Below are 12770 nucleotides of genomic sequence, written 5' to 3' on the forward strand. Positions count from 1 at the left end.
GATGAGCAAGATCCTGATCCGTGGTGCGAAGGTACTCGGCGGCGAGGCGCAGGACGTCCTGATCGACGGCGAGACGATCGAGGCCGTCGGCACCGGTCTGAGCGCCGAGGGCGCGGACGTCGTCGAGGCCGGGGGCAAGATCCTCCTGCCGGGCCTCGTCGACCTGCACACCCACCTGCGCGAGCCCGGCCGCGAGGACTCCGAGACCGTCCTCACCGGCACCCGCGCCGCCGCCTCCGGTGGCTACACCGCCGTGTTCGCCATGGCCAACACCTTCCCCGTCGCCGACACCGCGGGCGTCGTCGAGCAGGTCTACCGGCTCGGCAAGGAGTCCGGCTACTGCGACGTACAGCCCATCGGCGCCGTCACCGTCGGCCTGGAGGGCAAGAAGCTCGCCGAGCTCGGCGCCATGCACGAGTCCGCCGCAGGGGTCACCGTCTTCTCCGACGACGGCAAGTGCGTCGACGACGCCGTGATCATGCGCCGCGCCCTGGAGTACGTGAAGGCCTTCGGCGGTGTCGTCGCCCAGCACGCGCAGGAGCCGCGGCTCACCGAGGGCGCCCAGATGAACGAGGGCGTCGTCTCCGCCGAGCTCGGCCTCGGCGGCTGGCCCGCGGTGGCCGAGGAGTCGATCATCGCCCGCGACGTCCTGCTCGCCGAGCACGTCGGGTCCCGCGTCCACATCTGCCACCTCTCGACCGCCGGGTCCGTGGAGATCGTGCGCTGGGCCAAGTCGCGCGGCATCGACGTGACGGCCGAGGTCACCCCGCACCACCTCCTCCTCACGGATGAGCTGGTCCGCTCCTACAACCCCGTCTACAAGGTCAACCCGCCGCTGCGCACCGAGCGCGACGTCATGGCGCTGCGCGAGGCCCTGGCCGACGGCACGATCGACATCGTCGCCACCGACCACGCCCCGCACCCGCACGAGGACAAGGACTGCGAGTGGGCCGCGGCCGCCATGGGCATGGTCGGCCTGGAGACCGCGCTCTCCGTCGTCCAGCGGACGATGGTGGAGACCGGCCTGCTGACCTGGGAGGCCGTCGCCGACCGCATGTCGGCCAAGCCCGCGGAGATCGGCCGGGCCACCGGCCACGGACGCCCCGTCTCGGCAGGTGAGCCCGCGAACCTCGTCCTGGTCGACGCCGATTACCGTGGGGAAGTGGACCCCGCGAGCTTCGCCTCGCGCAGCCGCAACACTCCCTACGAGGGCCGTGAGCTGCCGGGCCGCGTCACGCACACGTGGCTCCGGGGTCGGGCCACGCTCGTCGACGGGAAGCTCGCGTGACAACTCTTCTGGAACTGGCCGCCGGCAAGGAATCGGCGGACGTGACCGACTGGGCCGCACGGCTCGGCTGGGTCGTGGGACTGCTGCTCTTCATCGCGCTCGTCTACTGGCTGATGCGCGAGGGCTGGAAATGGCGGGGCACGCTCCAGAGCGACCTGCCGGAGCTGCCCAGCGCGCCGAGCGACCCGGGTCCGGTGAGACTTGAGCTGACCGGCCGCTACCACGGCTCGACCACGGCCGGGCAGTGGCTCGACCGCATCGTGGCGCACGGCCTCGGCACCCGCAGCCGGGTGGAGCTCACGCTCACCGACGCGGGCCTGGACGTCGTACGCCCCGGGGCGGCCGACTTCTTCGTCCCGGTGGACCGGCTGCGCGAGGCCCGGCTCGACAAGGGCATCGCCGGCAAGGTCCTCGCCGAGGGCGGCCTGCTGATCGTCACGTGGGAGCACGGCGACAAGCTGCTCGACTCCGGCTTCCGCTCCGACCACGCGGCCGAGCAGGCCGAGTGGGTCGAGGCCATCAACACATTGATCAATACGTCCAGCACTACGGAAGGCACCGCACGATGACGACCTCCACCAAGGGAGCCAGCAAGGCTCCCGCCGTACTCGTCCTGGAGGACGGCCGCATCTTCCGCGGACGTGCCTACGGGGCCGTGGGGGAGACCTTCGGCGAAGCGGTGTTCTCCACCGGCATGACCGGCTACCAGGAGACGCTCACCGACCCCTCGTACCACCGCCAGGTCGTCGTCATGACGGCCCCGCACGTCGGCAACACCGGCGTGAACGACGAGGACCCCGAGTCCAAGCGGATCTGGGTCTCCGGCTACGTGGTGCGCGACCCCGCGCGCGTGCCCTCAAGCTGGCGCTCCCGGCGCACCCTGGACGACGAGCTCACCGAGCAGGGCGTCGTCGGCATCAGCGGCATCGACACCCGGGCGCTCACCCGCCACCTGCGTGAGCGCGGCGCCATGCGCGTGGGCATCTTCTCCGGAGAGGCGCTCGCCGACGACGCGGTGCTCCTCGCCCGCGTCAAGGAGACCCCCGAGATGGTGGGCGCCAGCCTCTCCACCGAGGTCACCACCACCGAGTCCTACGTGGTCCCCGCCGTCGGCGAGAAGAAGTTCACCGTCGTCGCCCTGGACCTCGGCATCAAGGGCATGACCCCGCACCGCATGGCCGAGCGCGGCATCGAGGTGCACGTGCTGCCCGCCACCGCCACGCTCGACGACGTGTACGCGGTCAACCCGGACGGCTTCTTCCTTTCGAACGGCCCCGGCGACCCCTCGACGGTGGACCTCACCGTGGTCAAGGGTGTCCTGGAGCGCAAGACGCCGCTCTTCGGCATCTGCTTCGGCAACCAGATCCTCGGCCGCGCCCTCGGCTTCGGCACGTACAAGCTGAAGTACGGCCACCGCGGCATCAACCAGCCGGTGCAGGACCGCACGACCGGCAAGGTCGAGGTCACCGCGCACAACCACGGCTTCGCCGTCGACGCCCCGCTCGACAAGGTCAGCGACACCCCCTACGGGCGCGCCGAGGTCTCCCACGTCTGCCTGAACGACCAGGTGGTGGAGGGGCTCCAGCTCCTCGACCAGCCGGCTTTCAGCGTCCAGTACCACCCCGAGGCGGCCGCGGGCCCGCACGACGCCGCCTACCTCTTCGACCGCTTCACGTCTCTGATGGACACCGCTCTGATGGAGGGCCAGCGTGCCTAAGCGCACCGATATCCAGTCCGTCCTGGTCATCGGCTCCGGCCCGATCGTCATCGGCCAGGCCGCCGAGTTCGACTACTCCGGCACCCAGGCGTGCCGCGTCCTCAAGTCCGAGGGCCTGCGCGTCATCCTCGTCAACTCCAACCCGGCGACGATCATGACCGACCCGGAGATCGCCGACGCCACGTACGTCGAGCCGATCACCCCGGAGTTCGTCGAGAAGATCATCGCCAAGGAGCGCCCCGACGCGCTGCTGCCCACCCTCGGCGGCCAGACGGCCCTGAACACGGCCATCTCCATGCACGAGCAGGGCGTCCTGGAGAAGTACGGCGTCGAGCTGATCGGCGCCAACGTAGAGGCCATCAACAAGGGCGAGGACCGCGAGCTCTTCAAGGGCGTCGTCGAAGAGGTCAACAAGAAGATCGGGCACGGCGAGTCCGCCCGCTCGTACATCTGCCACTCCATGGACGACGTCCTCAAGGGCGTCGAGGAGCTGGGCGGCTACCCCGTCGTCGTCCGCCCCTCCTTCACCATGGGCGGCGCCGGCTCCGGCTTCGCCCACGACGAGGAGGAGCTGCGCCGCATCGCCGGGCAGGGCCTCACCCTCTCGCCGACCACCGAGGTGCTCCTGGAGGAGTCCATCCTCGGCTGGAAGGAGTACGAGCTGGAGCTGATGCGCGACAAGAACGACAACGTCGTGGTCGTCTGCTCCATCGAGAACTTCGACCCGATGGGCGTGCACACCGGCGACTCGATCACCGTCGCCCCGGCGATGACGCTGACCGACCGCGAGTACCAGACCCTGCGGGACGTCGGCATCGCGATCATCCGCGAGGTCGGCGTCGACACCGGCGGCTGCAACATCCAGTTCGCGATCGACCCGACCGACGGCCGCGTCATCGTCATCGAGATGAACCCGCGCGTGTCGCGGTCCTCCGCGCTCGCATCCAAGGCCACCGGCTTCCCGATCGCGAAGATCGCCGCCAAGCTGGCCGTCGGCTACACGTTGGACGAGATCCCGAACGACATCACCGAGAAGACCCCGGCCTCCTTCGAGCCGACCCTCGACTACGTCGTCGTCAAGGCCCCGCGTTTCGCCTTCGAGAAGTTCCCCTCGGCGGACTCGACCCTGACGACCACCATGAAGTCGGTCGGCGAGGCCATGGCCATCGGCCGCAACTTCACCGAGGCGCTCCAGAAGGCGCTGCGCTCGCTGGAGAAGAAGGGCTCGCAGTTCACCTTCGTCGGTGAGCCCGGCGACAAGGCAGGGCTCCTCACCGAGGCCGTCCGGCCCACCGACGGCCGCATCAACACCGTCATGCAGGCCATCCGCGCGGGCGCGACCCCGGAAGAGGTCTTCGACGCCACGAAGATCGACCCGTGGTTCGTCGACCAGCTCTTCCTGATCAAGGAGATCGCGGACGAGCTGGCGGCCGCCGAGCGCCTGGACGCCGACCTGCTCACCGAGGCCAAGCGGCACGGCTTCTCCGACGCCCAGATCGCCGAGATCCGTGACCTGGGCGAGGACGTCGTCCGCGAGGTCCGCCAGACCCTCGGGGTGCGCCCGGTCTACAAGACGGTCGACACCTGCGCCGCCGAGTTCGCCGCGAAGACGCCGTACTTCTACTCCTCGTACGACGAGGAGAGCGAGGTCGCCCCGCGCGAGAAGCCCGCGGTGATCATCCTCGGCTCGGGCCCGAACCGCATCGGCCAGGGCATCGAGTTCGACTACTCCTGCGTCCACGCCTCCTTCGCGCTCAGCGACGCGGGCTACGAGACCGTGATGGTCAACTGCAACCCCGAGACCGTCTCCACGGACTACGACACCTCCGACCGGCTCTACTTCGAGCCGCTCACCCTGGAGGACGTCCTGGAGATCGTCCACGCCGAGGCGCAGGCCGGGCCGATCGCGGGCGTCATCGTCCAGCTCGGCGGCCAGACCCCGCTGGGCCTGTCGCAGGCGCTCAAGGACAACGGCGTGCCCGTCGTCGGCACCTCGCCCGAGGCCATCCACGCCGCCGAGGACCGCGGCGCCTTCGGCCGCGTGCTCGCCGAGGCCGGTCTGCCCGCGCCGAAGCACGGCACCGCGACGACGTTCGCCGAGGCAAAGGCCATCGCCGACGAGATCGGCTACCCCGTCCTCGTACGCCCCTCGTACGTGCTCGGCGGCCGCGGCATGGAGATCGTGTACGACGAGACCCGCCTCGCCGTGTACATCGAGGAGTCGACCGAGATCAGCCCCTCGCGGCCCGTCCTGGTCGACCGCTTCCTGGACGACGCCATCGAGATCGACGTGGACGCGCTCTACGACGGCACCGAGCTCTACCTCGGCGGCGTCATGGAGCACATCGAGGAGGCCGGCATCCACTCCGGCGACTCGGCGTGCGCGCTGCCCCCGATCACGCTCGGCGGCTTCGACATCAAGCGCCTGCGCGCCTCCACGGAGGGCATCGCCAAGGGCGTCGGCGTGCGCGGTCTGATCAACATCCAGTTCGCGATGGCCGGCGACATCCTGTACGTCCTGGAGGCCAACCCGCGCGCGTCGCGCACCGTTCCCTTCACCTCGAAGGCGACCGCCGTCCCGCTGGCGAAGGCCGCCGCCCGGATCTCGCTGGGCGCGACCATCGCCGAGCTGCGCGAGGAGGGCCTGCTGCCCAAGCACGGCGACGGCGGCACGCTCCCCATGGACGCGCCGATCTCCGTCAAGGAGGCCGTCATGCCGTGGTCGCGCTTCCGCGACATCCACGGCCGCGGCGTCGACACCGTCCTCGGCCCTGAGATGCGCTCCACCGGCGAGGTCATGGGCATCGACTCGGTCTTCGGCACCGCCTACGCCAAGTCCCAGGCGGGCGCCTACGGCCCGCTGCCGACCGGTGGCCGCGCCTTCATCTCCGTCGCCAACCGCGACAAGCGCTCGATGATCTTCCCGGCGCGCGAGCTGGTCGCGCACGGCTTCGAGCTCTTCGCCACGTCCGGCACGGCCGAGGTCCTCAAGCGCAACGGCATCAACGCCACCATCGTGCGCAAGCAGTCCGAGGGCGAGGGCCCGAACGGTGAGAAGACCATCGTCCAGCTCATCCACGACGGCGGCGTCGACCTCATCGTCAACACCCCGTACGGCACCGGCGGCCGCCTCGACGGCTACGAGATCCGCACGGCGGCCGTGGCGCGCTCCGTGCCGTGCCTCACGACGGTCCAGGCGCTCGCCGCGGCCGTCCAGGGCATCGACGCGCTGGGCCGCGGGGACGTGGGCGTGCGCTCACTCCAGGAACACGCGGAGCATCTGACCGCGGCTCGCGACTAAGGCCGACAGGACCTAGGGGGACACCGATCCGGTGTCCCCCTTCTGGTGAGGACACCTTCATGTACAAGCTCTTCTTCCATCTCGTCTTCAAGCGCATGGACCCGGAGCAGGCCCACCACATGGCCTTCCGCTGGATCCGTCTCGCGGCCCGCGTCCCCGTCCTGCGCACCTTCGTCGCGGCCGTCCTCGCGCCGCGCCACGAGGAGCTGCGCACCGAGGCCCTCGGGCTGCGGATGCACGGCCCCTTCGGGCTCGCCGCGGGCTTCGACAAGAACGCCGTCGCGATCGACGGCATGTCGATGCTCGGCTTCGACCACATCGAGATCGGCACCGTCACGGGGGAGGCGCAGCCCGGCAACCCCAAGAAGCGCCTCTTCCGCCTCGTCCCCGACCGTGCGCTGATCAACCGCATGGGCTTCAACAACGAGGGCTCGGCCGCCGTCGCCGCGCGCCTCGCCGCCCGCAGGCCGGTCTTCAACACGGTCGTGGGCGTCAACATCGGCAAGACCAAGGTCGTCTCCGAGGAGGCGGCCGCGGGCGACTACGTGAAGTCGGCCGAGCGGCTCGCCCGCCACGCCGACTACCTCGTCGTCAACGTGTCGTCCCCGAACACCCCGGGCCTGCGCAACCTCCAGGCCACCGAGTCGCTGCGGCCGCTGCTGACCGCCGTGCGCGAGGCCGCGGACCGCAGCGTGGCGGGCCGTCGCGTACCGCTCCTGGTCAAGATCGCGCCCGACCTCGCCGACGAGGACGTCGACGCCGTGGCCGACCTCGCGGTCGAGCTCGGCCTGGACGGCATCATCGCCACGAACACCACCATCGCGCGCGAGGGCCTCGGCCTGAAGTCGGACCCGGACCTCGTCAAGGAGGTCGGCGGACTCTCCGGCGCGCCGGTCAAGGAGCGCTCCCTGGAGGTCCTGAGGCGCCTCTACGCGCGCGTGGGCGACCGCATCACCCTCGTGGGCGTCGGCGGCGTCGAGAACGCCGAGGACGCCTGGCAGCGCATCCTCGCGGGTGCCACCCTCGTCCAGGGGTACAGCGCCTTCATCTACGAGGGTCCGTTCTGGGCCCGCGCCATCCACAAGGGCCTCGCCGCGCGGCTGCGCACGAGCCCCTACGCCACCCTCGCCGACGCGGTCGGCGCCGATGTGAGGAAGTCCGCATGAGCGTCCAGGAGCCCTTCGGCACGCGCCTTCGCCGCGCCATGGACGAGCGCGGCCCGCTGTGCGTCGGCATCGACCCGCACGCCTCGCTGCTCTCCGCGTGGGGCCTGAACGACGACATCGCGGGCCTGGAGCGGTTCACGGGCACCGTCGTGGAGGCGCTCGCCGGGTCCGTCGCCGTGTTCAAGCCGCAGAGCGCGTTCTTCGAGCGCTTCGGTTCGCGGGGCGTCGCGGTCCTGGAGAAGGCGGTCGCGGAGCTGCGGGCGGCCGGCGCCCTGGTCGTCATGGACGCCAAGCGCGGGGACATCGGCTCGACCATGGCCGCGTACGCCGAGACCTTCCTGCACAAGGACTCGTCCCTGTTCAGCGACGCGCTCACGGTCTCGCCCTACCTCGGGTACGGGTCGCTGAAGCCGGCCGTCGACCTGGCGCGCGAGAACGGCGCCGGGCTCTTCGTGCTCGCCCTGACCTCCAACCCCGAGGGCGCCGAGGTCCAGCACGCGGTCCGTGCGGACGGGCGCACGGTCGCGGCCACCGTCCTGGGTCACCTCGCCGCCGAGAACGCGGGAGAGGCACCTCTGGGGTCCTTCGGCGCGGTCGTCGGGGCGACGCTGGGCGACCTGTCCTCGTACGACCTGGCCATCAACGGCCCGCTGCTCGCCCCCGGCATCGGGGCGCAGGGCGCGACCCCCGCCGATCTGCCCGGCGTGTTCGGCGCGGCCGTGCGCGACGTCGTGCCGAACGTCAGCCGGGGGGTGCTGCGGCACGGACCCGACGTCGCGGGCCTGCGGGAGGCCGCGGAGCGCTTCGCGGACGAGATCCGGGTTGCGGTCGAAAGGGCCTGAGCGAGGTGCGGGGGAGCGCGCCCACGTCTTACTGACGGCATGTCAGCGGAAATCGGGGGTGAAATGCCGGGTTTGTGTGGCTCGACAGAGGCTGACCAGGACTTTTCGTCTGTTCTCGCTGACTCTGGCGGCCGTGGCCGCTAGTCTCCGACGAGAGGTGTGGGGCGACTAGGTTCCTCACCGGTCCGTATCCGACAGTTCGACATCCGAGGTGACGTAGGCGTGGCTCTTCCGCCCCTTACCCCTGAACAGCGCGCAGCCGCGCTCGAAAAGGCCGCCGCGGCTCGCCGGGAGCGGGCCGAGGTCAAGAATCGACTCAAGCACTCCGGTGCCTCTCTTCACGAGGTCATCAAGCAGGGCCAGGAGAACGATGTCATCGGCAAGATGAAGGTCTCCGCCCTCCTGGAGTCCCTGCCTGGCGTGGGCAAGGTCCGCGCCAAGCAGATCATGGAGCGTCTTGGCATCTCCGAGAGCCGCCGTGTGCGCGGTCTCGGCTCCAACCAGATCGCGTCTCTTGAGCGCGAGTTCGGTGGTGGCGCTGCCTGACGTTCTCAGGCACTCCTGAGAACCTGGATAATCGCTGCATGGCTGCAACATCCCGGGGGACGACCCCCGTACCCCCGGACGTACGTCCGCGGCTGACCGTGCTCTCCGGCCCCTCAGGGGTCGGCAAGAGCACGGTCGTCGCTCATATGCGCAAGGAACACCCCGAGGTCTGGCTCTCGGTCTCCGCCACCACGCGGAAGCCGCGCCCCGGTGAGAAGCACGGTGTCCAGTACTTCTTCGTCTCCGACGACGAGATGGACAAGCTGATCGCCAACGGTGAGCTCCTGGAGTGGGCCGAGTTCGCGGGCAACCGCTACGGCACCCCGCGCGACGCGGTGCTCGCCCGCCTGGAGGCGGGTGAGCCCGTCCTCCTGGAGATCGACCTTCAGGGCGCGCGCCTGGTGCGCGAGTCGATGCCCGAGGCGCAGCTCGTCTTCCTCGCCCCTCCGAGCTGGGACGAACTGGTCCGCCGGCTCACCGGCCGGGGGACCGAGGCACCCGAGGTGATCGAGCGCAGGCTGGTCGCGGCGAAGACCGAGCTCGCCGCCGAGGCCGAGTTCGACACCACCCTGGTCAACACCTCCGTCGAGGACGTGGCCCGTGAGCTGCTAGCCTTGATGAGAGTCCTTTAGAGTTACACCCCTGTCCTGACCTCTGGTCACGACGTCATTTGAACCCATCGGAAGGCGAAGAGTGTCCTCTTCCATCACCGCGCCCGAGGGCATCATCAACCCGCCGATTGATGAGCTGCTCGAAGCCACCGACTCGAAGTACAGCCTCGTGATCTACGCCGCCAAGCGCGCGCGCCAGATCAACGCGTACTACTCGCAGCTCGGTGAGGGCCTCCTGGAGTACGTCGGCCCCCTGGTGGACACGCACGTCCACGAGAAGCCGCTCTCGATCGCGCTCCGCGAGATCAACGCCGGCCTGCTGACGTCCGAGGCCATCGAGGGCCCGGCGCAGTAAGCGGTTCGTACCTTCACCACAGGCCCGGCAGTACGACTGCCGGGCCTGTGGTGTGTCATGGAAGCAGTACGCATCCGAGCGCGGGGAGACAAGGCAGTGGCCGAGAAGCCGAAGGTTGTCCTGGGGGTCAGCGGTGGCATCGCCGCCTACAAGGCGTGCGAGCTGCTGCGGCGGCTGACCGAGTCCGGCCACGACGTGCGCGTCGTGCCGACCGAGTCGGCGCTGCACTTCGTCGGCGCCGCGACCTGGTCCGCGCTCTCCGGGAACCCCGTGTCGACCGAGGTCTGGTCCGACGTCCACGAGGTGCCGCACGTCCGCATCGGCCAGGGCGCCGACCTCGTGATCGTCGCGCCCGCCACCGCGGACATGATGGCCAAGGCGGCCCACGGCCTCGCCGACGACCTGCTCACCAACACGCTCCTCACGGCGCGCTGTCCCGTGGTCTTCGCCCCCGCCATGCACACCGAGATGTGGGAGCACCCGGCCACCCAGGAGAACGTCGCCACGCTGCGCCGCCGCGGCGCCCTGGTCATCGAGCCCGCCGTCGGCAGGCTCACGGGCGTCGACACCGGCAAGGGCCGCTTTCCCGACCCGGCCGAGCTCTTCGAGGTCGTACGCCGCGTCCTCGCCCGCGGGAATCTGGCGCAGGACCTGGCCGGGCGCCATGTCCTGGTCAGCGCGGGCGGCACCCGTGAGCCCCTCGACCCGGTCCGCTTCCTGGGCAACCGCTCCTCGGGCAAGCAGGGCTACGCGCTCGCCCGCAGCGCCGCCGCGCGCGGCGCCCGCGTCACGCTCGTGGCGGCCAACGCGGCGCTGCCCGATCCCGCCGGGGTGGACGTCGTGCCGGTCGGCACGGCCGTGCAGCTCCGCGAGGCGGTCCTGAAGGCGGCGGCCGACGCCGACGCCGTCGTGATGGCCGCGGCCGTGGCCGATTTCCGCCCCGAGACGTACGCGGCGGGCAAGATCAAGAAGAAGGACGGCCAGGAGCCCGCGCCCATCACCCTGGTCCGCAACCCCGACATCCTCGCCGAGATCGCGGGGGAGCGCCCGCGCCCCGGCCAGGTGATCGTGGGTTTCGCGGCCGAGACGGACGACGTCCTCGCCAACGGCCGGGCCAAGCTCGAACGCAAGGGCTGCGACCTGTTGGTCGTCAACGAGGTGGGCGAGCGCAAGACCTTCGGCTCCGAGGAGAACGAGGCCGTGGTGCTCGGCGCCGACGGCAGTGAGACGCCCGTGCCGTACGGCCCCAAGGAGGCGCTGGCGGACACGGTGTGGGACCTGGTGGCGCGGCGGCTTGTCTGAGGCGGTGGCCCGGGGGCGGCCGGTCCGGGGCGCCGGCGCGAGCTCTGTCCTCTTCTGGCGGAACTCGGCCAGGTTCTGATGCGTTACTTGACGGAGCCTTCTTCCCGGGGGCTCAATGTCACTTTCGCTCCACCAGGAGCGTCACTCCGTGTCCACCAAGAGCCGCGAACCGGGTCAAAGCGGGTGCGTGGCCCTCTGGTGGATACTGATCGGCGTGACGCACAATGCAGTGTCGCAGGTCACAGGGCTCCCAAGTGGCGAGACATGTGGTCCGGCGGACGAGTGTGACCGATAAACTGGTCTCGGACGAGCCGGGCGCAGCTCCCGGCAGTCCACCAATGATCAGCCAGCAGCCGCTGCAACCACAGGGAGCGATGTGTCCCGGCGCCTCTTCACCTCGGAGTCTGTGACCGAGGGTCACCCCGACAAGATCGCTGACCAGATCAGCGACACCATTCTCGACGCGCTTCTGCGGGAGGACCCGACGTCCCGGGTCGCCGTGGAGACGCTGATCACCACCGGCCTCGTCCACGTGGCCGGCGAGGTCACGACGAAGGCGTACGCGCCGATCGCGCAGCTCGTGCGCGACAAGATCCTCGAGATCGGTTACGACTCCTCGAAGAAGGGCTTCGACGGCGCCTCCTGTGGCGTCTCGGTGTCCATCGGCTCGCAGTCCCCCGACATCGCGCAGGGCGTCGACACGGCGTACGAGAAGCGCGTCGAGGGCGACGAGGACGAGCTCGACAAGCAGGGCGCGGGCGACCAGGGCCTGATGTTCGGCTACGCCTGCGACGAGACCCCGGAGCTCATGCCGCTCCCGATCCACCTCGCGCACCGCCTCTCGCGCCGCCTCTCCGAGGTGCGCAAGAACGGGACGATCCCCTACCTGCGCCCCGACGGCAAGACCCAGGTCACCATCGAGTACGACGGCGACAAGGCCGTCCGCCTCGACACGGTCGTGGTCTCCTCGCAGCACGCCTCGGACATCGACCTGGACTCGCTCCTGGCCCCCGACATCCGTGAGTTCGTCGTCGAGGCCGAGCTGAAGGCCCTCCTTGAGGACGGCATCAAGCTCGACACCGAGGGCTACCGCCTCCTGGTCAACCCGACGGGACGCTTCGAGATCGGCGGCCCGATGGGCGACGCCGGCCTCACCGGCCGCAAGATCATCATCGACACGTACGGCGGCATGGCCCGCCACGGCGGCGGCGCCTTCTCCGGCAAGGACCCGTCCAAGGTGGACCGCTCGGCGGCGTACGCGATGCGCTGGGTCGCCAAGAACGTCGTCGCGGCCGGCCTCGCGGCCCGCTGCGAGGTCCAGGTCGCCTACGCCATCGGCAAGGCCGAGCCGGTCGGCCTCTTCGTCGAGACCTTCGGCACGGCCACGGTCGACACGGAGAAGATCGAGACGGCGATCGCCGAGGTCTTCGACCTCCGCCCGGCCGCGATCATCCGCGACCTCGACCTGCTCCGCCCGATCTACGCGCAGACCGCCGCGTACGGCCACTTCGGCCGCGCGATCCCCGACTTCACGTGGGAGCGGACGGACCGCGTGGACGCGCTGCGGAAGGCGGCGGGGCTGTAGTCCCTGCCTCCTCGGTCCACCGGGGCCCGGCTCTCCCCTCGGGGAGGGCCGGGCCTT

Annotated in this window: 11 protein-coding genes; all 11 read left to right on the forward strand. The window is 70.3% G+C overall.

The window, feature by feature from the left end:
- The first annotated feature begins 1 nt into the window (after position 1).
- The 11 genes from ACZ6JY_RS19705 (at position 2) to metK (ending at position 12713) form a co-directional block, all read left to right on the forward strand.
- Complete coding sequence (locus ACZ6JY_RS19705; protein ID WP_469197253.1) at positions 2 to 1288, forward strand: dihydroorotase; 1287 nt, start codon at positions 2 to 4, stop codon at positions 1286 to 1288.
- Positions 1285 to 1857 carry a PH-like domain-containing protein gene (locus ACZ6JY_RS19710; RefSeq protein ID WP_469197254.1) on the forward strand — a complete coding sequence of 191 codons (573 nt, stop codon included), beginning with the start codon at positions 1285 to 1287 and terminating at the stop codon, positions 1855 to 1857. Before ACZ6JY_RS19705 ends, ACZ6JY_RS19710 begins: the two co-directional genes overlap by 4 nt.
- On the forward strand, positions 1854 to 3005 hold the full coding sequence (gene carA / locus ACZ6JY_RS19715; protein ID WP_469197255.1) for a glutamine-hydrolyzing carbamoyl-phosphate synthase small subunit: 1152 nt from the start codon (positions 1854 to 1856) through the stop codon (positions 3003 to 3005). Before ACZ6JY_RS19710 ends, carA begins: the two co-directional genes overlap by 4 nt.
- On the forward strand, positions 2998 to 6306 hold the full coding sequence (carB, locus tag ACZ6JY_RS19720; RefSeq protein WP_469197256.1) for a carbamoyl-phosphate synthase large subunit: 3309 nt from the start codon (positions 2998 to 3000) through the stop codon (positions 6304 to 6306). The genes carA and carB overlap by 8 nt, the downstream gene beginning before the upstream one ends.
- Positions 6307 to 6365: 59 nt before the next feature.
- Positions 6366 to 7472 carry a quinone-dependent dihydroorotate dehydrogenase gene (locus tag ACZ6JY_RS19725; RefSeq protein ID WP_469197257.1) on the forward strand — a complete coding sequence of 369 codons (1107 nt, stop codon included), beginning with the start codon at positions 6366 to 6368 and terminating at the stop codon, positions 7470 to 7472.
- Complete coding sequence (gene pyrF, locus ACZ6JY_RS19730) at positions 7469 to 8314, forward strand: orotidine-5'-phosphate decarboxylase (RefSeq protein WP_469197258.1); 846 nt, start codon at positions 7469 to 7471, stop codon at positions 8312 to 8314. The genes ACZ6JY_RS19725 and pyrF overlap by 4 nt, the downstream gene beginning before the upstream one ends.
- A 222-nt stretch (positions 8315 to 8536) precedes the next feature.
- Positions 8537 to 8860 carry an integration host factor gene (locus ACZ6JY_RS19735; protein ID WP_005319887.1) on the forward strand — a complete coding sequence of 108 codons (324 nt, stop codon included), beginning with the start codon at positions 8537 to 8539 and terminating at the stop codon, positions 8858 to 8860.
- Positions 8861 to 8898: 38 nt separating this feature from the next.
- Complete coding sequence (gmk, locus tag ACZ6JY_RS19740) at positions 8899 to 9492, forward strand: guanylate kinase (RefSeq protein ID WP_447036255.1); 594 nt, start codon at positions 8899 to 8901, stop codon at positions 9490 to 9492.
- 61 nt (positions 9493 to 9553) lie between these two features.
- Complete coding sequence (rpoZ, locus tag ACZ6JY_RS19745; protein WP_005319902.1) at positions 9554 to 9826, forward strand: DNA-directed RNA polymerase subunit omega; 273 nt, start codon at positions 9554 to 9556, stop codon at positions 9824 to 9826.
- Between the two features lie 57 nt (positions 9827 to 9883).
- Complete coding sequence (gene coaBC / locus ACZ6JY_RS19750; protein ID WP_469197259.1) at positions 9884 to 11128, forward strand: bifunctional phosphopantothenoylcysteine decarboxylase/phosphopantothenate--cysteine ligase CoaBC; 1245 nt, start codon at positions 9884 to 9886, stop codon at positions 11126 to 11128.
- A 376-nt stretch (positions 11129 to 11504) separates the two neighbouring features.
- Complete coding sequence (metK, locus tag ACZ6JY_RS19755) at positions 11505 to 12713, forward strand: methionine adenosyltransferase (RefSeq protein WP_469197260.1); 1209 nt, start codon at positions 11505 to 11507, stop codon at positions 12711 to 12713.
- Positions 12714 to 12770 lie beyond the last annotated feature (57 nt).

It is taken from the genome of Streptomyces sp. NPDC046335, assembly GCF_055587985.1.

Coding starts and splice junctions, on each gene's coding strand:
- ACZ6JY_RS19705 (WP_469197253.1), top strand. CDS start 2: ATGAGCAAGATCCTGATCCGTGGTGCGAAGGTACTCGGCGGCGAGGCG.
- carA (WP_469197255.1), top strand. CDS start 1,854: ATGACGACCTCCACCAAGGGAGCCAGCAAGGCTCCCGCCGTACTCGTC.
- ACZ6JY_RS19725 (WP_469197257.1), top strand. CDS start 6,366: ATGTACAAGCTCTTCTTCCATCTCGTCTTCAAGCGCATGGACCCGGAG.
- pyrF (WP_469197258.1), top strand. CDS start 7,469: ATGAGCGTCCAGGAGCCCTTCGGCACGCGCCTTCGCCGCGCCATGGAC.
- gmk (WP_447036255.1), top strand. CDS start 8,899: ATGGCTGCAACATCCCGGGGGACGACCCCCGTACCCCCGGACGTACGT.
- coaBC (WP_469197259.1), top strand. CDS start 9,884: ATGGAAGCAGTACGCATCCGAGCGCGGGGAGACAAGGCAGTGGCCGAG.